Annotated in this window: 22 protein-coding genes; 6 read left to right on the top strand and 16 right to left on the bottom strand. The window is 64.1% G+C overall.

What is annotated here, in order from left to right; genetic code table 11:
* Nucleotides 1–2: 2 nt before the first annotated feature.
* Nucleotides 3–395 (top strand): hypothetical protein, encoded by a 393-nt coding sequence (locus tag OKW20_RS02115; RefSeq protein ID WP_034789243.1) that lies wholly within the window; start codon nt 3–5, stop codon nt 393–395.
* 73 nt (nt 396–468) lie between these two features.
* Here OKW20_RS02115 and OKW20_RS02110 read toward each other — a convergent pair whose 3' ends face one another.
* On the bottom strand, nt 469–1671 hold the full coding sequence (locus OKW20_RS02110) for a CynX/NimT family MFS transporter (RefSeq protein WP_429169879.1): 1203 nt from the start codon (nt 1669–1671) through the stop codon (nt 469–471).
* Nucleotides 1671–2303 carry an NAD(P)H:quinone oxidoreductase gene (gene wrbA / locus OKW20_RS02105; protein ID WP_043610952.1) on the bottom strand — a complete coding sequence of 211 codons (633 nt, stop codon included), beginning with the start codon at nt 2301–2303 and terminating at the stop codon, nt 1671–1673. Before wrbA ends, OKW20_RS02110 begins: the two co-directional genes overlap by 1 nt.
* A 105-nt stretch (nt 2304–2408) precedes the next feature.
* Here wrbA and OKW20_RS02100 point away from each other — a divergent pair, with 105 nt between their 5' ends.
* Nucleotides 2409–3332: a LysR family transcriptional regulator gene (locus OKW20_RS02100; protein ID WP_429169876.1), complete on the top strand. Its 924-nt coding sequence runs from the start codon at nt 2409–2411 to the stop codon at nt 3330–3332.
* Here OKW20_RS02100 and OKW20_RS02095 read toward each other — a convergent pair.
* The 3 genes from OKW20_RS02095 to OKW20_RS02085 form a co-directional block, all read right to left on the bottom strand.
* Nucleotides 3316–4476 carry an MFS transporter gene (locus OKW20_RS02095; protein WP_429169875.1) on the bottom strand — a complete coding sequence of 387 codons (1161 nt, stop codon included), beginning with the start codon at nt 4474–4476 and terminating at the stop codon, nt 3316–3318. The two genes, OKW20_RS02100 and OKW20_RS02095, sit on opposite strands and share 17 nt — an antisense overlap.
* A 197-nt stretch (nt 4477–4673) precedes the next feature.
* Nucleotides 4674–5510, bottom strand: coding sequence for an aldo/keto reductase (locus tag OKW20_RS02090; RefSeq protein ID WP_429169874.1), 837 nt, complete (start codon nt 5508–5510; stop codon nt 4674–4676).
* A 104-nt stretch (nt 5511–5614) separates the two neighbouring features.
* Nucleotides 5615–6796 (bottom strand): MFS transporter, encoded by a 1182-nt coding sequence (locus OKW20_RS02085; RefSeq protein WP_429169873.1) that lies wholly within the window; start codon nt 6794–6796, stop codon nt 5615–5617.
* A gap of 138 nt (nt 6797–6934) precedes the next feature.
* On the opposite strand from OKW20_RS02085, the gene OKW20_RS02080 reads away from it, so the two are divergent.
* Complete coding sequence (locus OKW20_RS02080; protein ID WP_429169872.1) at nt 6935–7828, top strand: LysR family transcriptional regulator; 894 nt, start codon at nt 6935–6937, stop codon at nt 7826–7828.
* Between the two features lie 21 nt (nt 7829–7849).
* Here OKW20_RS02080 and tam read toward each other — a convergent pair whose 3' ends face one another.
* From tam to OKW20_RS02050, 6 genes are all read right to left on the bottom strand, one after another.
* The gene (gene tam, locus OKW20_RS02075) at nt 7850–8623 is read right to left on the bottom strand and encodes a trans-aconitate 2-methyltransferase (protein ID WP_429169871.1); all 774 of its coding nucleotides are present in this window, start codon (nt 8621–8623) and stop codon (nt 7850–7852) included.
* A gap of 11 nt (nt 8624–8634) precedes the next feature.
* On the bottom strand, nt 8635–9297 hold the full coding sequence (locus OKW20_RS02070; protein WP_429169870.1) for a haloacid dehalogenase type II: 663 nt from the start codon (nt 9295–9297) through the stop codon (nt 8635–8637).
* Nucleotides 9298–9487: 190 nt separating this feature from the next.
* A complete protein-coding gene (locus tag OKW20_RS02065; RefSeq protein ID WP_429169869.1) occupies nt 9488–10048 on the bottom strand; it encodes a phosphatase in 561 nt (186 codons plus the stop codon).
* Between the two features lie 106 nt (nt 10049–10154).
* Entirely contained in the window at nt 10155–10838 is a 684-nt protein-coding gene (locus tag OKW20_RS02060) for a YoaK family protein (RefSeq protein ID WP_429169868.1), read from the bottom strand.
* A gap of 96 nt (nt 10839–10934) precedes the next feature.
* Nucleotides 10935–11975 (bottom strand): zinc-dependent alcohol dehydrogenase family protein, encoded by a 1041-nt coding sequence (locus OKW20_RS02055; RefSeq protein WP_429169867.1) that lies wholly within the window; start codon nt 11973–11975, stop codon nt 10935–10937.
* Complete coding sequence (locus tag OKW20_RS02050) at nt 11972–12505, bottom strand: N-acetyltransferase family protein (RefSeq protein WP_429169866.1); 534 nt, start codon at nt 12503–12505, stop codon at nt 11972–11974. Before OKW20_RS02050 ends, OKW20_RS02055 begins: the two co-directional genes overlap by 4 nt.
* A 151-nt stretch (nt 12506–12656) precedes the next feature.
* Here OKW20_RS02050 and OKW20_RS02045 point away from each other — a divergent pair, with 151 nt between their 5' ends.
* Nucleotides 12657–13538, top strand: a complete 882-nt coding sequence (locus OKW20_RS02045; RefSeq protein WP_402323114.1) for a branched-chain amino acid aminotransferase — start codon at nt 12657–12659, stop codon at nt 13536–13538.
* A 75-nt stretch (nt 13539–13613) separates the two neighbouring features.
* On the opposite strand, the gene OKW20_RS02040 is transcribed toward OKW20_RS02045, so the two are convergent.
* The 4 genes from OKW20_RS02040 to OKW20_RS02025 form a co-directional block, all read right to left on the bottom strand.
* On the bottom strand, nt 13614–14129 hold the full coding sequence (locus OKW20_RS02040) for a hypothetical protein (protein ID WP_429169865.1): 516 nt from the start codon (nt 14127–14129) through the stop codon (nt 13614–13616).
* Nucleotides 14130–14313: 184 nt separating this feature from the next.
* On the bottom strand, nt 14314–14895 hold the full coding sequence (locus OKW20_RS02035; RefSeq protein WP_429169864.1) for a TetR/AcrR family transcriptional regulator: 582 nt from the start codon (nt 14893–14895) through the stop codon (nt 14314–14316).
* Between the two features lie 136 nt (nt 14896–15031).
* Nucleotides 15032–15373, bottom strand: coding sequence for a hypothetical protein (locus OKW20_RS02030; RefSeq protein WP_429169863.1), 342 nt, complete (start codon nt 15371–15373; stop codon nt 15032–15034).
* Nucleotides 15374–15588: 215 nt separating this feature from the next.
* On the bottom strand, nt 15589–15927 hold the full coding sequence (locus OKW20_RS02025) for a hypothetical protein (RefSeq protein ID WP_429169862.1): 339 nt from the start codon (nt 15925–15927) through the stop codon (nt 15589–15591).
* A gap of 218 nt (nt 15928–16145) precedes the next feature.
* On the opposite strand from OKW20_RS02025, the gene OKW20_RS02020 reads away from it, so the two are divergent.
* On the top strand, nt 16146–16748 hold the full coding sequence (locus OKW20_RS02020; protein WP_043610924.1) for a superoxide dismutase: 603 nt from the start codon (nt 16146–16148) through the stop codon (nt 16746–16748).
* A gap of 80 nt (nt 16749–16828) precedes the next feature.
* Here the strand turns inward: OKW20_RS02020 and OKW20_RS02015 are convergent, their stop codons facing one another.
* Nucleotides 16829–17524: a helix-turn-helix transcriptional regulator gene (locus tag OKW20_RS02015; protein WP_429169861.1), complete on the bottom strand. Its 696-nt coding sequence runs from the start codon at nt 17522–17524 to the stop codon at nt 16829–16831.
* A gap of 131 nt (nt 17525–17655) precedes the next feature.
* Between OKW20_RS02015 and OKW20_RS02010 the strand changes: the two genes are divergently transcribed.
* Nucleotides 17656–18291, top strand: a complete 636-nt coding sequence (locus tag OKW20_RS02010) for a LysE family translocator (RefSeq protein ID WP_429169860.1) — start codon at nt 17656–17658, stop codon at nt 18289–18291.
* The last annotated feature ends 142 nt before the right edge of the window (nt 18292–18433 follow it).

Below are 18433 nucleotides of genomic sequence, written 5' to 3'. Positions count from 1 at the left end.
CCATGAATGAACTGGTCACGCGCGTTGCTGAAAATGTCGGCATCGAGCCGGCAACGGCCGAAAAGGCTGTCGGCATGATTCTTGGCTTCCTGCAGCGCGAAGCCGCCGACGGTCCGGTTGCCCAGATGATCGAAGCGATCCCGGGCGCGTCCGAGCTGATCGCGCAGTACAACGGCGAAGGCACCGGCGGCGGCGGCCTGCTCGGCGGTCTGATGTCGGCGATCGGTGGCGGCGGCGTCATGGCGCTCGGCCAGCAGCTGATGAGCCAAGGCCTCGGCATGGGTGAAATCACCGGGCTTGCCAAGGAGACCATCGCATTCGCCAAGGAGAAGGCTGGCGCCGACGTGGTCGACGAAGTCGTCGCTTCGGTTCCGGGTCTCAGCCAGTTCGTCTGATACGGGCGTCTCGACTGCAAAAACGAAACCCACCGGCATTTGCCGGTGGGTTTTTTGTTGGCTGCGGCTGGTGTCAACGTTCGGATCTGCTTTCCCGTAGCGTCCGTTCGAGTGTGGGCGCCAGCGCGATGCAAAGAACCGCGCCGGCGCCGATGAAGACCGCCCCTGAAGCCCATCCGTAGTGTTCGATTGCGGTTCCGACTGCAACAGGGCCGACGAGCTGCCCGAAGTTACTGCCCTGCATCAGCAGGCCCATTGTCATCGGCGCAAGCGCCGGACGCGGCGACAGGAGCGGCACCGAAGAGATCAGCGTCGCTGGGATGAGCCCGCCGATCGCGGAAAACAGGATGCAGAGCGCCAGGATCAGATGTCCGCCTGAAGGGCTCAGGAAAATCCAAAGGCCGGACACGCCGGTTAAGAGTGCGGCACTCGCGACCAGCCTGCCGCGGGCAAAGCCGCGGGACAGCAGATGGCCGGCGGCCAGATTGCCGAAGACGTTCACCAGCGTGATGACGGCGCTCAGGAGGCCAACGGTTCCAAGCGAGACCTGCAGGCGCTCGATCAGCAGGATCGGGAGAAAGCTGGAAAGCGTGAAGCTCATCAGGCTGTAGAGCGAAAAAAGCACGAAGAGCAGCACGGGGCCTCGGCTTGTCAGCGTTTCCGCGGCATCGTCCCTGAAGCGGGTGGAGACACGCGATGCTTGCCGGGACGGCGAAACGGCGAGGAAGATGGAGACGAGGCTCGCAAGCGTGAGCAAGCCGTTGCTCCACCAGATCGCCTGCCAGTCGGCAAAGGCAGGCCCTGTCAGCATGGCGATCGCCATGCCCGCGGGCATGAAACAGCTCCAGAGCGCAAAGACGACATCACGGCGCTCCTGCGTCACCAGCCGCATGAGGATGGCCGGGCCGGCGACGACGACCAGCAGAAAGCCGAAGCCTTCGACGATGCGCGACACCAGAAGTAGCGTGAACGCGGGGCTCGCGGCGCCGGCAAAGGAACCGAGCGCCAGCAGCGCCATGCCGATGCCAAGCAGACGACGGTCGCCCGCCGCCGTGACGAATGCGCCGGCGGCCATGCCCCCGACGACGCCGACGATGGCGAAGACGGAGGTGATCCAGCCGAGGGCGGAGAGGTCAAGCCCCAGATCGGACTGCAGCAGTGGCCCCGCAATCAAGCCCTTGCCCACTTGCATGGCGGCGACCACACCGGCCGCAACCACGGTTGTCACGCCGGTCCAGTCGGTTCTGTCCCGGATGAGGATTGCCGTGGCGGTCATCACGCGGGCTCCGGCACGCGCGCACGGCCAGCCACGAGGGCGGCCGTGAGCTGCGCGATGTGGCGACCCTGGAAGCGCGCGCCGTTCAGTTCGTTGGCGCTCGGTTGGCGGTCGCCGCCACGACCGTTGTCGGCCAGTGTGGTGGCGCCATAGGGAGAGCCGCCGGTGATTTCGTCCATGCGCATCTGGTCCTTGAATGTATAGGGCAGGCCGACGATCACCATGCCCAGATGCAAGAGAACCGTATGGGTGGCAAGGATCGTCGCTTCCTGGCCGCCATGCTGGCTGCCGCTCGAGGTGAAGACCCCGCCGACGCGCCCCACCAGCGCGTCCTGCGCCCAGATGCCGCCCGCCTGGTCGAGAAAATTCTTCATCTGCGCCGCCATGCTGCCGAACCGAGTCGGCGTGCCGATGATGATCGCATCGTAGTCGGGAAGTTCCGCGACCGTGGCGACAGGCGCCTCCTGGTCGCGCTTGTAGCCTGCCTTGATTGCGACCGCCTCGGGAACGATCTCCGGCACACGCTTCAACGCGACGTCGGCGCCGGCGGCGCGGGCGCCCTCGGCCACCGCCTTCGCCATGGTTTCGATATGGCCGTAGGAGGAATAGTAAAGTACGAGCACCTTGGTCATCCGCTGTCCTTTCTGGAGAGCATCTCTGTTCAAGGAAAAGATGGGTGCTTTTCTTGATCTCTTGGAGTGTTATAATTTTCATCAAGATGATCTATGGAATCGATCATGCTGGATGCGCTCACTCTCGATCAGATGCGGACCTTCGTGACCGTCGCCGAAAGCGGAAGCTTCCGCGCCGGTGCCGCCAGGCTCTCACGGGTGCAGTCGGCCGTCAGTCACGCCATCGCCAACATGGAGGCCGAACTCGGTGTCGCCCTGTTCGACCGTTCCGGCCATCGGCCGGTCCTGACGGCGGAAGGGCAGGCGCTGCTCGCCAACGCCCGCGACATCCTGCTCAGAGTGGACGCGATGCGCGCCCGGGCACGCGGGCTCGGCGAAGGCATCGAGCTTGAGCTATCGCTGGTCGTGGACACGCTGTTTCCGATCGAGACCGTCGGCCTGGCGCTGAAGGAGATGCGGTGCGCCTATCCGGATGTGTCGATCCGGCTTGCGGTCCTGCCGCTCGGCGGGCCGCTCGATGGGCTGGTCGATCGCCGCTTCACGCTCGGGATCACCGTTGGCGAGGATTTCCGCGATCCGGCGATCGCCCGCCGGGCGCTTGCGACGGTCGAACTCGTCGCGGTCGTTGCTGCAAATCATCCCTTGGGCCTGCGCGCAGGGGGAGATGTGCTCGACACTGCCGAGCTTGCGGACCATCTGCAGATCGTCCTGTCGGATCCGTCGCAGCGTACGGTCGGGCGCGACTTCGGCGTGCTCTCGCCGCAAACCTGCCGCGTCAGCAACCAGGACACGAAACATGCGATGATCCATTCGGGCCTCGGCTGGGGTCGGCTGCCGTTCTGGCAGGTGGAGCGCGACCTTGCCGAAGGCCGGCTCGTGCGCATGCCGACGGCAGCCCTTGGCCGCAACAGCCAGGTGGGGGCCGAGGCCTATCTCATTCACCGGATCGACGAGCCGCTTGGACCGGCCGCCCGCGTCTTCAGCGAGGCTCTCGCCCGGATCTGTGCTGAGGCTAGCGTCGGCCGTTGAACGCGAAGGCAAGCGTGAAGACTACGAGCACGAGGCCCACGCCGAGCGGGCCGGCGACCGGATTGATGAAGTTCATCAGCGCGCCGGTCGCGCCGGAGCCAGCGGCACTGCCGGCGGCATAGGCAAGCGAAAAGGCGGCGCTGCCGGCAACCAGCATGCTGCCGCGATACTCTTCCCCAAGCATGGTGAGTGCTGCCGTATAGAGCGCGAAGCTCGCCGCGCCGATGAAGGCGAAGGTCAAAAGCAGCGCCACGTCGGACGAGAGGAACGGCACGAGAAGATAGCCGGTGGCAGCGACCGCGGCAGCCGAGATCGCCACCCGGCGGCGCGGCAGCCGGTCGAGCAACACACCGATGAAAGGCTGCGCGACTGCCGTCGGTATCGCCAGGGCCGTGACGCTGAGCGCGGCAAAGGCCTGGCTGTGGCCCGTCTTGACGAAATAGACAGGCATGGCCGAGATCGCCGCGATATCGGCAAAACCGAACATCAGCACCATGAGGATCAGGATTGGCGCCTTCTTGAAAAAGGCAAAGAGGTCACGCGTCGAGGTGGGTTCCGGCCGGGTGCGGGCGCCCATGGTCAGAAGCCCGGTGAGGAACGCGACCAGCGCGATGTAGATCGCCAGGAGGGCAAAGCCGAGACCGCCGCTGGTGCCGAGCAGGGGGATCGCCAGCGGACCCGCGGCAAAGCCGCCGCACATGCCGGCACCATAGAGGCCGGAGACGCGGCCGCGCAGCCGGTCCGGGCAGGCGGTGTTCAGCCACGCTTCACCGAGCATGAAGACCATGCTGACGAAAAAGCCGAGCGCAAAGCGGGCGACAAACCAGATGACGAGTTCCGACGTCGAGGCCAGCGTCGCGAGACAGATGGAGCAGCCAATCAGGCTGGCGATGATCAGCTTGTCGGCGGAGGCGAGCCGGGTCAGCCGGCCGAGAATGAGGGTCGCAACGCCGAGACCGGCGGCAAAGCCCATGGCGTTAAGGCCGATCATGCCGGCCGAGACGCCGCGGCTCTCAAGCGAAAGCGAGATCAGCGGATAGGTGAGCCCCTGCGCCACCGAGAAGGCGGTGACACCGAGAACGACGGCGATGATCGCCGGCCAGTCGGGAGCAAAATCGCTCGCCTGCGCCTCATGCAACGACATCGCCCCCTCCCTCTGATCGGTGTCTTCAAGGCGATGTCCATATCGTATCCGCCGCCGGCAGGGAATTGGCCGGCGGCGAAATGACCGAGCGGGATGAGGAAAAGTGTGCGCGGTTTTCCGCCCGCATCCCGCTCCAATAAGAGGCGGGATGCGGAAAAGTGGATGCGGTTTCCACCCGCATCCCGCCCAACCTAAGATCAGGCGGCCTTGTCCCAGACCGGTGCGAGGCCTTCCGGGTTGACGATGCGGCCGTCCGCACGCGCAAGCGCGTGGATCTCGGCCATTTCGCCGTCGCCGAGCGCGAAGTCGAAGATCGCGAAGTTTTCCTTCAGGCGATCGATCGTCGCGGTCTTCGAAAGCGTGATCACGTCCTTCTGCTGCACCAGCCAGCGCAGCGCGACTTGTGCTGCCGTCTTGCCGTGGCGGGCGCCGATCTCCTTCAGGAGCGGATCGTTCGGCACCTTGCCGTTCGCCATCGCGTAGTATGCGGTGATCGACATGCCGTGCTTGCGGGCGGTCTGAAGCACCTTGGTCTGGTCGAGATAGGGGTGGTATTCGACCTGGTTGGTGGCAACAGGCGCGTCGCTGAGCTTCACGGCCTCTTCCATCTGCGCCGTGTTGAAGTTGCTGACGCCGATGTGGCGGACCTTGCCGGCCTTGTGCACTTCGTTGAGGGCGTCGATACGCTCGGCCATCGGCACGTCACTGCCGCCCGGCCAGTGCAGGAGCAGCAGATCGACATGGTCGGTCCGCAGCTTCTTCAGGCTTTCGTCGACCGAAACGAGGAAGTCGCGATGGGCATACTTGTCGACCCAGACCTTGGTGGTGAGGAAGATATCGGCACGGGAGACACCGGAATTCTGGATCGCTTCGCCGACTTCGGCCTCGTTGCCGTAGATCTGTGCGGTGTCCACGTGGTGGAAGCCGAGCTTCAAGGCTTCCGGCAGAACGCGCAGCACGTCGGCGCCGGGCATGCGGAAAGTGCCGAAGCCGAGCGCCGGAATGTTGGCGCCGTTGGAATTGACGGAATGCATGGTGGGTAACTCCTTGTACTTGGCATGTTATGCTTGATGCACGCCCGGCCGTTTGGCCGGGCGAAAAAGGAATGAGGCTATAGGTGGTCCTCGGGAACGGCGGTTCAAGCCGTTTGGTAGGCCGCCCCGGTGCGACGATCAAGGGCACCGCTGAGCAGCGTCAGCAGCAGGGCGGCGGCGACGAGCAAGGCACCGATGACGGGCGTCATGCCGAGCCCGAGCGGCGAGGCGACGATGACGCCACCGAGCCAGGCGCCGACGGCGATGCCGAGGTTGAAGGCCGCGATGTTGAGCGCCGAGGCGACATCGACGGCGCCGGGACGGTGTTGCTTGGCAAGCTGCACCACATAGAGCTGCAAGCCCGGCACATTGGCGAAGGACAGGAAGCCGAGTGCGGCAAGGGTGACCAGCGTCAGCACCGGCGAGGGGGCGGTGAAGGTGAAGAGCACGAGCACGGCCGTCTGCGCCAGGAAGAGTCCGATCAGCGCCTTGACCGGGTCGCGGTTGGCGATCTTGCCGCCGGCAATGTTGCCGATGGCGATCGCGATCCCGTAGAGCACCAGGATCAGGCTGACGGCGCTTTCCGAAAAGCCGGTGATGTCCTGCAGGATCGGCGCGAGGAAGGTGAAGGCGACGAAGGTGCCGCCGTAACCGAGCGCGGTCATGGCAAAGACGATCAGCAGGCGGCCGGAGCCGAGCACGCGGACCTGGTCGATGAGCTTTGCCGGCGGGGCCTTGGACAGCGTGTTCGGCAACAGGGCGGCGATCGCGACAAGGGCGACGACGCCGAGACCGGTGACGGCCCAGAAGGTGGCGCGCCAGCCGAAGGTCTGACCGATCCAGGTGCCGAGCGGCACGCCGGTGACGATCGCGACCGTGAGGCCCATGAACATCATGGCGATGGCCGAAGCGCGGCGGTCTTCCGGTACGAGGTCGGCGGCAATGGTCGAACCGACCGAGAAGAATACGCCATGGGCAAAGGCGGAAATGACGCGGGCGACGAGCAGCGGTTCATAGCTCGGCGACAATGCTGCGGCGGCATTGCCGACGATGAACAACGCCATCAGGCCGATCAGCAGCGGCTTGCGCTCGATCCGGCCGGTGAGCGCAGTTAGAACAGGTGCGCCGAAGGTGACGCCGAGCGCGTAGACGCTGACGATCAGGCCGGCGAGCGGCAGGGTAACATTGAGGTCGGTGGCAACCGTCGGCAGCAGGCCGACGATCACGAATTCCGTGGTTCCGATCGCATAGGCCGCGATCGTCAGCGCTAGTATGGCAATAGGCACGACGAGACCTTTCCCACCCGGCTGGGAGCACCGGGCGTGTGGGTGTTGTTGAAGTCGGGGGGAATATGAGCCTTTGCACTCCTTGCGATAATACGCATAATCAGACAAACGTTTGTGAATTCAGTTCAAAGGACGAGCATGGACAACCGGGCGGGTGAGATGGAGGTTTTTGTCGCCGTGTCGGAGACCCGCAGCTTCTCTGCTGCGGCGCGGCGTCTGAAACTGTCGCCGTCGGCGGTCAGCAAGCTGGTGACCCGCATCGAGGATCGGCTCGGCACGCGTCTTCTCGTGCGCTCGACCCGCACCTTGCAACTCACACCGGAGGGCGAAGTCTATTTCCAGCGGGCGCAACGGATCCTCGGAGACATTGCCGAGACTGAGCATGTCGTTGCCGCCGGCGGACGCATGGCGCCGCGCGGGCTCTTGCGGGTGAACGCCGCCGTCGGTTTCGGCGAGCGCTACATCATGCCGCTCGCGCCGGAGTTCCTGGCGCGATACCCGGAAGTCCAGCTCGACCTGACGCTGACCGATAGCATGATCGATGTGGTCGGCGAACGCACGGACGTGGCGATCCGCACCGGACCGCTGCGTGATTCATCCCTGAAGGCGCGCAAGCTGATGGAAACCCGGCCGGTGGTGATCGCTTCGCCCGCCTACCTGGAAAAGCACGGGATCCCGAAAACCCCTGACGATCTCGACGGCCACAATTGCATTCGTTTCAATTTCCGCCGCAGCGTCGACGAATGGGCGTTTCGCATGCCGGGCCAGTCTCAGATCGAGCACCGAACGGTCTCCGGCAACATGCAGGTTTCGAGCGGCTCGATCGTCCGCCAGCTTTGCCTTGCCGGAGTTGGCATCGGCCGGATCGGTCGTTTCCATGTCGAGCCGGATTTCGAGGCGGCAACGCTGGTGCCGCTGCTCGAGGACTATCAGTCGGGCGAGATCGAGACGGTCTATGCCGTCTATGCCGGCCACGAGCATCTCGCGGCCCGTCTCCGCGCCTTTATCGATTTTCTGGCAGAGCGCATGTAAGCGCCCGGCGGGCAAACGAACTCAGCTCGCCTTGACCGCCACGATGAAGAACCGCGGAAAACGCAGGAGCACCTTGCCGTCGCTCGTCGCCGGATAGGCTGCGCGTATCCTGTCGGTGTAGTCGGCGAGAAAGCCGCTCCGCCGGCCCTCGGGCAGGGCGTCGAGATAGGGTCTAAGGCCGGTCCCTTTCACCCATTCGACGATCGCTTCGGCATTGGCGAGGCGATGATAGTAGATCGTGTGCCAGACCTCGATACGCGCTGCCCACGGAACCAGGCATTCGACATAGGTTGCCGGCGGCGGCATCGGGTTGCGGCGGATGGTCTTGCCGGCAAAGGCCTCAGCGAAAGCCGGGCTGCGCGCGGTCTCTTCCATCAGCACGTGGGTCGGCTCTGCGAGGTTGTCGGGCATCTGCACCGCGAGCGTGCCGCAGGAGGCGAGCGCCTTCATTAGCCTTTCAAAGATCGTGAGATGGTTCGGAAGCCATTGGAAGACGGCGTTGCCGTAAAACAGCGAAGCGCCGGTGGGAGGAACCCAGGTCGCAAGATCTGCCTTTTCGAAGGATACTCCGGGCAACCGCTTGGCGGCGGCAACGAGCATGTTCTCGTCGCTGTCGAGGCCGGAAAGTGTGCTCCAGGGAAAACGGTCGCGGATGAGTTCAGTGGAGTTTCCCGGGCCGCAGCCGAGATCGAAGGCGAGGCCTTCCGGCAGGTCCGGCACTTGGGCGAGAAGGTCTCTGGCTGGTCGAGTACGTTCGTCTTCGAACTTCAGATACTGCGCGGGCGACCAGGCCATCGGGAACTCCTTCAGATACCGAATTGCAGACTTTCGAGAGAGCGTAGGATCAAGGCAGGCCCGTGATCGCGATATTCGTCCGGCATGTCCGCCCTATTGATCCACACGGTGCGGAAGCCGAACTTCGTTGCCCCGGCAATGTCCCAGCGGTTCGACGACTGGAACGACACGGCGTGCGGGTAGAGCCTGTAGCTGGTGGTGACGAGATCGTAGACGGCAGGTGCCGTCTTGAACGCCTTGACCGCATCGACCGAAAAGACGTCGTCGATGACGATATCGAGTGCGGCGTTGCGCACGGCTGACGCGAGCATGGCCGGCGAACCGTTGGAGAGGATGGCGATCCGTGCGCCGCGCTCCTTGAGGCCCTTCAGAACTGCCGGCACTTCCGGATAGCAGTCGAGCGTCCAGTAAGCGTCCAGCAATCGCTTGCGCAGCTTCGGGTCGGCGGAGGGAAAGCGCGCGAAGGCAAAGTCGAGCGCCTGTTCGGTCAGCTTCCAGAAATCCTGGTAGCTGCCCATCAGCGAGCGCACCCAGGAATATTCGAGCTGCTTGGCGCGCCAGAGTTCGGAAAAAGCCTGCCCGTCCGGACCGATCTCCTCGGCGTGGCGCCTGACGGCCGCATGCACGTCGAAGAGCGTGCCGTAGGCGTCAAACACATAGGCCGCGTGGGACATCGTTTCCTCCCGTCTGCTGTCTTCGGCGCTGGCCGACAGGGCACACATGCCGCGTCAAAGCCCATCCGAAAACAAAGGCTTACAGCATCATGCCCGATCGGGCAGCACGCTGTCACCGTTCTTTACGCGGATCATGTCAAATATTTGTGCATCGCACAACGGTCGGCCGCTCGAAGGCAGATTTCCTGCCTCAGGCTTTGGCCGGTTTCCAGACTTTCGCCGGGAAGCGCAGCGCCTGCTTGGCGAGCTTGCCCTTGAGCCCGAGCGCCGTGTCGCAAAGGTTGACCACATGCCGGTTCGGCTTGGCCTCCGGCCGCAGCGCATGCAGGGCTGCAGCCGCGTCTTCCGGCGGCATGTAGCGGGCGAGAATGCCGAGGGTAAGCGCGGTGGCGCGGCCGATGCCGCGCAGGCAATGGACGAGCAGATGCGCATCCTCCGGCAAGCGGTCGACGAAGGCGAAGGTCGCTTCGATCGCCTCCGGGCGGGCCGCATCCGGTTCGTCCGGATCGGTGGTGTCGCCGAAATAGAGCTCCAGGTGACGCTCCGGCGGCAGCTCGATCATCGACAGAAGCCGGCTGCCGGGCGCGCGGATGGAGATCAGGTGCGTCGGCGCCCAGAGCGCGCGATTGTGCCGCGCCTCGGTCTGCGAGCTAACGATGACCCGGATCGGCCAGCCGGACGGATGCGCCGGATTGGCCTTGAGTATGGGATGGTAAAGTTCATCCGCAGTAACGGCTGCCGCAAGCGCCATGGCAGGACCTCGCTCGTGATTCTTCAGCGCGGATTTTGCCCTGAAACCCGTCCGGGCTTAAGGGCAAAAACTTGGCGAGAGGCGAAAAGCTGTGGCCGGAGCGGGATCAACCCGGATGGGTGTAGCGCTTCGACCAGCGCGACGGCACGAGAATGGTGGCCAGCGTGAGCCCGGTGCTGAGCGCGAAGGAGGCCCAGAGCGACGCCGGGCCGAAGTGTCGCTGCAGCACGGCGCCGGCGACGGCGCCTGAGAACATGCCGAGCCAGGGCACGATCTGCATGAGCCATTGGCGGTTGGTGTTGCCGAGCAGCCAGCGTCCAAGGCCGCGCCCGAAACGGGAAAGGGCGCCGGTCACGTAGGTAAGCCCGATCGGCAGACCCTCGATGTGTTCGACGGCGGCGTTGACCAGGCCCATGGCAAGCACGATGCCGTAGAAATAGAAGGGGCGTGGCATCGAGATCCCGAAGCCGGCGCAGAGCATCAGCACCAGACTGACCATCGAGAGGACGCCGACGACCCCGAGGCGTGCGGCTGCGATCACGCCGAGCGCGTTGCCGAGGATGAACGCCCCGAGCGCGCCGACCAGCAGCAAGGCGCCGACAAAATCCCCGTCGCCGAGTGCGATCGCCGCCCGGGTCGTGTTGCCGCTCATGAAGGAAACGAAGTCGCCGATGCTCAAGAGCCCGATCGCGTCGGTCATGCCGGCGAGAAACGAGATCGTCGCGGCGACGGCCAGCGCCGTGCCGGTGCGCTGCCGCTTGATCAGTCTTCGCCGTCTCGCAATGGTCATCTGCCTTGCCCCCGATTGGGCGCAAGGCTAGCGCATGCGGACGGTGAGTCGGAATGGGCGCGTGTCATATTGCCTGCCGACGTTTCCGGCGTGCTATCAGAAACGCGTGATGACGCTGATGCCGAGATCGGTTGCGCGGTCCATGGCGACGAGGGCGGGGATCGCCTCCTCGAGAGAGATTTCCCGGCCGATCAGTTGCTGCGGCTTCAGCCTGCCATCGGCGATCATCGCCAGCATGGCGTCGTAGCGCCAGGCCTGCATGCCGTGGCTGCCGTAGATTTCGAGCTCGTGGCCGATCACCTGCGCCATCGGGATCTGCGGCGTCGCCTGGTCCCCGAGCATCAGCCCGACCTGGACGTGGCGGCCGCGCCGGCGCAAGTTCTTGATCGAGTTGAAGCAGGTTACCGGATTTCCGAGCGCGTCGATCGAGACATGGGCGCCGCCGCCAGTGATATCCTTCACTGCCGCTGCCACGTCCTCAACCTCGCGACCATTGATGACTGCGACCGCGCCGAGTTTGCTGGCGAAGGCGAGCTTGTCTTCGGCAATGTCGATCGCGATCGGCTGGGCGCCGAGGGCGGCCGCGATCATGATCGCCGAGAGGCCGACGCCACCGCAGCCATGCACCGCCACCCACTCGCCGCCCTTGACCTTGGCCTGGTCGGCGACGGCGCGGAAGGAGGTGGCGAAGCGGCAGCCGAGGCTCGCAGCCGTGGCGAAATCCATGCTTTCAGGCAGGTGCACGAGGTTCTGGTCGGCAAAGTCGAGCGCCACATATTCGGCAAACGAGCCCCAATGGGTGAAGCCCGGCTGGAACTGCGCCTCGCAGACCTGCTGGTTGCCGGAACGGCATTCGCCGCAGCGGCCGCAGCCGGAAACAAAGGGCACGGTGACGCGGTCGCCGACCTTGTAGCGCATGACGCCGCGGCCGGCAGCGGTCACCACGCCCGCCAGCTCGTGGCCGGGCACATGCGGCAGGCGGATATCGGCGTCATGGCCCATCCAGCCGTGCCAGTCCGACCGGCAAAGCCCTGTTGCCTCGACCTTGATGACGACACCGTTCTCCGTCGGTGTCGGATCCGGAAGGGTGCGGATTTCCGGCATCTTCTCGAAGGCGTCGTAATACATGGCTTTCATCGGGGCGCTCCTTGCAATGGCTGAATGGGTGCGGCGCGGCCGTCGATGTGGCGCGCCATCAGAAATTCGTCGACCTCCCGGTCGCCGTCGCGCATGCCGCCGGGAACGTGCCCGATCTTGTAGAAACCTGCGCGTTCATAAAAGCGGATCGCCGCCGGATTGTCGGCACGCACCACGAGCTCGAGCAGCCGGATGCCGGCCGAGCGTGCGTGGTCGGTCAATTGCTGGAGAAGCTGCTGCGCCACGCCGGATCCGCGTGCCGCGCTGCAGACATAGACCATGATGATCGTGCCCCGGTGCGCCAGCCGGCTCGCGCGCTCGCGCATCAGCCCCATGATGCCGACCGGTTCATCGCCGTCGAAGGCCACGAATACGGCGTTGGCGGTCAGCCGCGTCCGCCATTCTTCCGTTGAAAGCCGCTCCCAGTCGGCCGCCGTCGAGGCGAAGGCATCGGGGTCGCGGTTGAGCGCTTCCAGCCTGATGCGGCGGAAGATATCCACGTCGTCTGCGTCGAGATGCTTGATGCGCACGGCTTTCCCTTTCTTTGCCGAGGAGACTAAGCGAGAGGCCGTCGCGGTACCAGAACGGCCGCCATGACATTTTTTGATAGACCCATTCACCCCGATGCTGTTTTTTCGGGGTATGCGGAAAGACTAGAATAAAAACCTCAAGGAGACGCAGATGGCCGTCGATACATCCCCCCGCTCAGTGACCTGGACCTATGTCGATGGTGAATGGCTCTCGGGCAATCCGCCGCTGATCGGCCCGACCTCGCACGCGATGTGGCTGGGCTCGACGGTATTCGACGGCGCCCGCGTCTTCGACGGTGTCGCCCCCGACCTCGACCTGCATTGCCAGCGCGTCAACCGCTCGGCGACCGCGCTTGGCCTGAAGCCGACGATGGCGGCGGAAGAGATCGAGGCGCTGACCTGGGAAGGCGCCAAGAAATTCGACGGCAAGACAGCACTTTACGTGAAGCCGATGTACTGGGCCGAGCATGGCGCAGCCGGCGTCGTCGCCATTGATCCGGAATCGACCCGTTTTGCGCTTTGCCTGTTCGAGGCGCCGATGGGCAACGGCCATGGCGGCTCGTCGCTGACGCTGTCGCCCTTCCGTCGGCCGACGCTGGAATCGATGCCGACCGACGCCAAGGCAGGTTGCCTGTATCCGAACAATGCGCGCATCCTGACCGAGGCCCGTTCGCGCGGCTTCGACAATGCGCTGGTGCGCGACATGCTCGGCAACATTGCCGAGACCGGCTCTTCCAACGTCTTCCTGGTCAAGGACGGCGTCGTCTTTACGCCGGCTGCCAACCGCACCTTCCTCGCCGGCATCACCCGCTTCCGCGTCATGACGCTGCTGCGCGAAGCCGGTTTCGAAGTGGTCGAGGCAACGCTGACGATGGCCGACTTCGAAGCGGCCGACGAGATCTTCACGTCCGGCAACTACTCCAAGGTTCTGCCCGTGACGCGTCTTGAAAGCCGCGACCTGCAGGCAGGCCCGGTCGCCGCCAAGGCGCGCGATCTCTACATGGACTGGGCGCACGCAGCCCGCGACATCTGACGCAGCCGGGGTCTTCATCAGCGTGCGGCCGGGGCCGCTACGCCGGTGAAGGCGGCCAACCGTTCTTATCGGACATCAACGCGTGCGCGGAGCGCGCGCCGTGGCTGCGGCGCGCCTGTGGATCAGGTAGGCCTGCACGGAAAGACCGGACAGGAAAATCACCAGCCAGACAAGCAGTGTTGTTTGTACGATCGGCGATTCTGGCCCGCTGGCAAGCGGTTGCGAGGCGGGCAGGCGCTTCAGCGTTTCAGCGATCGCCGGCACGATCAGCAGGAAGTAGCTGAACGAGAGACCCAGCGTCGTGAGGTACGGCTTCAGGCGTCCGACGAAGGCGAGCCTGTCGACCGCCAGGCTTCCGGCGACCACTGCCAGCGTGACGAGTCCCAGCGCATGCCCCGCGTTGAACCCCCCGGTGCTTGAAAGCCCGGCAGAGGTCAGAACCGCAAGAATGAGCGTGGCGAGATAGATCTTGCCGGATCGGGTGGAAGGGACAATCGCGCCGTAGCGTCCAAAGCCGTAGAGGCCGGCAGCGACAGGGGCGAGACTGATTGCGGTATGGATGATGCCGAGCGTGGAAAGTGGATTTGCCATGAACTTGCTCCTTCAGGTCTCGACCGACTAGTTGGTCGGCGCGGTTGTCAAAAGAAAACGCAATGGTCCCTTTGCCATCGCGTCCGTTACGTCAATTTCTAGCGCCGGCGGCTCAAGCCTGCCGTTCCCACGGGAACACCGTGCTGCAAATGTCCATTTTGTCGTCACGGCTTTTGATCCCCCGTCACGGCCCGCCCACCAGACGATCCAGTGCCGGTCGGGCGATTGCGGAAAACACCGCCGGATCGGAGCCAGCAACGCGTGCGGCGAGCATCGCGCCGTGAACGGTGGCCATGAGGGTCTCGGCCTCGGCCTTCGGTCCATGCGCAGCCTTCAGGTGGCCGCTGGTCACGCCGTCTTCGATCGCCGCACCGAGCCACCCGGAAAGATCGGCAAAATGGCCGCGCACCTGCGCGACGACACTGTCGGGAAGGGCGGGGATCTCCGAGGCGAGAAGAGCGCCGATGCAGAAGGGCGTATGCTGCTTGGCGATACAGTCTTCCCAGTAGCCGACATAGGCTTCGAGCCGGGCGACCGGATCGCTGACGGCGGCAAACAGTCCCTCGACGCTGCGGCGATTGTTCTTGCGATAACGGGCAAGCACGGCGGTTGCGAGGTCGGCTTTGGTCGGGAAGTGATGATGGATGGTCGCCTTGCCGAGGCCCAGTTCGGAGGAGATGTCGGCATAGCTGAACGCATTGTAGCCCCTCGACACCATGAGGCGCTCGGCTGCGTCCAGGATTCTCTCGTGGGTATCGCTTACCATGACCAAGATCTATCAACGGCGCTGTTGAAGCTCAAGCGACAAGCCATGTCCGCAAGGCGGCTGTATCGCTCGTCGGGTCAGGCAGCCACGTCCAGCCGGGCTGCTTGACCGGCTGGACGTCGATGCGGCCGCTGGCCTATCGGCCCTGCAGGATCTTGATGAGGTTCACCGTTGGACCTTGGTTGCTCGTGAGCTGCCGGACGTCGGCATATTTGAGCCGGCCGGACGCCATGGCGTTAACGATACGCTTGCATACGACAGCCTGAACCTTGCCCGGCGGGACGCTGATCAGCAAGGCGCCGTATTCGCGGTCGGCTTTCGACCACTTCTTGCTGACGCAATCCTTGTGCAGCGCCTTTTGCATGGCCGGGCTGCCCTGGACTGCGGTCTGCAGGCGGGCATATTCGTCCTGTGATGGTGCGCAGGCGGCAAGGGTCGTGAGGGCAACAACAAGTGAGGCGATGCGTAGGGACTTCATGACAATCTCCGGTTGGTGTTGCCCCGGTAATTGCATGTGTTTCGATTCGCAACTGATTGTGGCCGACGGTGGCAGGTTGTGACGGGCTGGAGATCGCACCACGGACCGTCGACGCTGCGACCGGCTTACGACGTGGAGTGCCCGCGCCTCTTGACCCAGTCAGGCACAACCGGCCGGGCCGCGATAGCTGTCGCCCGCGACCCTCGCTCATTGATCTATTGTGCCTTCGTCGGAACGGCGATGTTGACCGTATCGGGTGCCAGTTCGCCGCCGAGCTCCACCGTCTTCTTCTGCTTGTCGAAGACGCAGATCTGGGTCACGGCGGTGTCGGATCCCTTGGGCGTGCCGATCACCAGCGCCAGGCCGAAGCTTTCCGAGCCGAAGGGGTCGACGACGGCGCTTGCCTTTTCCAGCGACGCGGCGGCAGCCAGGCACTTTTCCGAGACCTCTGCCCGGAAACTTTCCCATGCATCGCCGGAGGAGGCGGCAGCCGTGGACGCAATGAACGTTGTGGCGGCGGCGAGGGCGAAGGCGGGGATGAGACGCTGCGGCATGGACTGTCCTTTATGCATGGTTGCAACGATCGCGAAGCTGCACGCGAACCGTGGCATGAATGTGCTCGAAAGTGTCATGCTTTCAAAATGATGTTGAAAGTATATTCCGTGGGTTGAGGAAAAATTGGCATTGCATCGGTTGCCTCCATGGGGGTCGGTGCCTATGTTCCCGCTCACGGATTTCCCGACGAAATTCCATGCCAAGAGGAGATGCCCACATGGCTTTCGAATTGCCGAACCTTCCCTATGACTACGATGCGCTGGCGCCCTACATGTCGCGCGAGACGCTCGAGTACCACCACGACAAGCATCACCTCGCTTACGTGACCAACGGCAACAAGCTTGCCGAAGAGGCCGGCCTTGCCGACCTGTCGCTCGAGGAGATCGTCAAGAAGTCCTACGGCACCAACCAGCCGCTGTTCAACAATGCCGGCCAGCACTACAACCACGTCCACTTCTGGAAGTGGATGAAGAAGGGCGGCGGCGGCACCAGCCTGCCGGCCAAGCTCGAAGCGGCCATCAAGTCCGACCTCGGCGGCTACGACAAGTTCCGCGCCGACTTCATCGCCGCCGGCACCGGCCAGTTCGGCTCGGGCTGGGCTTGGCTCTCGGTCAAGAACGGCAAGCTCGAAATCTCCAAGACCCCGAACGGCGAAAACCCGCTCGTTCACGGCGCCTCGCCGATCCTCGGCGTCGATGTCTGGGAACACTCCTACTACATCGACTACCGCAATGCCCGTCCGAAGTACCTCGAAGCCTTCGTCGACAGCCTGATCAACTGGGACTACGTGCTCGAAATGTACGAAGCGGCTTCCAAGTAAGCTGCCCGTCTTCGATGCATGACGTTTGGACCCGGCGCTTGCGCCGGGTCTTTTTGTGCTGAATGCGGGTGGGGCCAGGCTCAGGCAACCGCGGGCGGTGTCTTCCAGCCGCTGACCCAGAGGTCCCTGAGACGGTCTCCTTCGCCCGGAAAATAGGCGTCCGCCGTCTGGCAATGCTCGACGCGGTCGGCGCGAAAGTTGCGGATCGCCTGGCGCAATTCGCACCAGCCGACGATGTTGGCGGTTTCCGAATAGTAGATCAGCGCGACCGGCCGGATCGTGCGTTCCGTGGCGCGGCCCATTTCGTCGCGATAGTCGAGCTCGAGCTTCTGCTCGTCGCGGATCGCCCGACGCACCAGGGCGAGATCGATGCCGGCAGGCGAGGGGGCGATCGTTCCCCAGGCATGCAGCGCCTGCGAGCGGAACGCCAATCTGAGCGGTTCGGGCACGGCGGCGGTGATCTTCTGGTTGACGCGGCCGGCGGCCGCCTTCAGCTCCTCGTCGCCGGTTCGCGCCAGCAGCGCCAGCGCCAGGGCGATCGCTTCCGTTTCCTCGATCGAAAACATCAGCGGCGGCAGGTCAAAGCCGGGCCGAAGGATGTAGCCGATGCCGCGGCCACCCTCGATCGGTACGCGCATCGCCTGCAGTGCGGCGATATCGCGGTAGATCGAGCGAACCGTCACCTCCAGCGTCTCGGCCATTTGGGCGCCCGTCACCGGCTTTCGCGCAAGCCTGAGGATCTGGATGATCTCGAAAAGCCGTGCCGCCTTGCGCATCGAAAACCGCTCCCGTCGTCAACGCTCCTGACACTACCTTGTCAGTTGCCAGAATTTATACCATCAGCCAACGAATTGAAAAAACAGCAATTCGTCTTGAGAAATCAAAACCCGGACGACGGACAACTGACATGACCTACGCGGAAAATCTCTGGCTCTTTTTCACCCTTCTCTTCGGCATCATCATCGTGCCGGGCATGGACATGGTTTTCGTCCTGGCCAACTCGCTGACGGGCGGCCGGGCCTCCGGCCTGTCGGCGACCGCCGGCATCATGGCGGGCGGCGTGCTGCATACGCTTTATGCGGCGCTCGGCGTCAGCGTCATTCTCCACCTGGTGCCCGGTCTCTTCAACGTGCTGCTCGTCGCCGGCGCTGCCTACATCGCGTGGATCGGCTTTTCGCTGGTCAAAAGCTCGATCACCATCGGTGGCATCGAAGGCTCGGGCAAGCTCTCGCGCTGGGCAAGCTTCCGCCAGGGCGCGCTGACGAGCCTGATGAACCCCAAGGCCTATCTCTTCATGCTGGCGGTCTATCCGCAGTTCCTCAAGCCGCAGTTCGGGCCGATCTGGTCGCAGGCCCTGGTCATGGCGGCGATGATCGCTGCGACGCAGCTCGCCGTCTATGGCGGTCTTGCCCTTGCTGCAGGCCGCGGCCGGGACTTTCTGGTCGGCAGCCCCGAGACGACCGTGTGGATCGGCCGGGCCGCCGGGGCCGTGCTCGTTCTGGTCGCCGCCTTCACCGTGTGGCAGGGTTGGTCGGCGCGGTGATGCCGCCCCGGTTTCTGCAAGTATAAACATGAATATTAAAGTCATGTTATTGACGGGTTCGTGGAGATCCCGGAATTGCGCCGAGCGACGGAAATTCCTTTGTCCTAACAAGAGCATCAAATAAATGTTACTTCCGTCGAAT

The sequence above is a fragment of the Ensifer sp. LBL genome, assembly GCF_050435225.1.
Lineage (GTDB): Bacteria > Pseudomonadota > Alphaproteobacteria > Rhizobiales > Rhizobiaceae > Ensifer.
The sequence above is the reverse complement of the archived record's forward strand: the minus strand, read 5'-3'. Positions and strand labels throughout refer to the sequence as shown.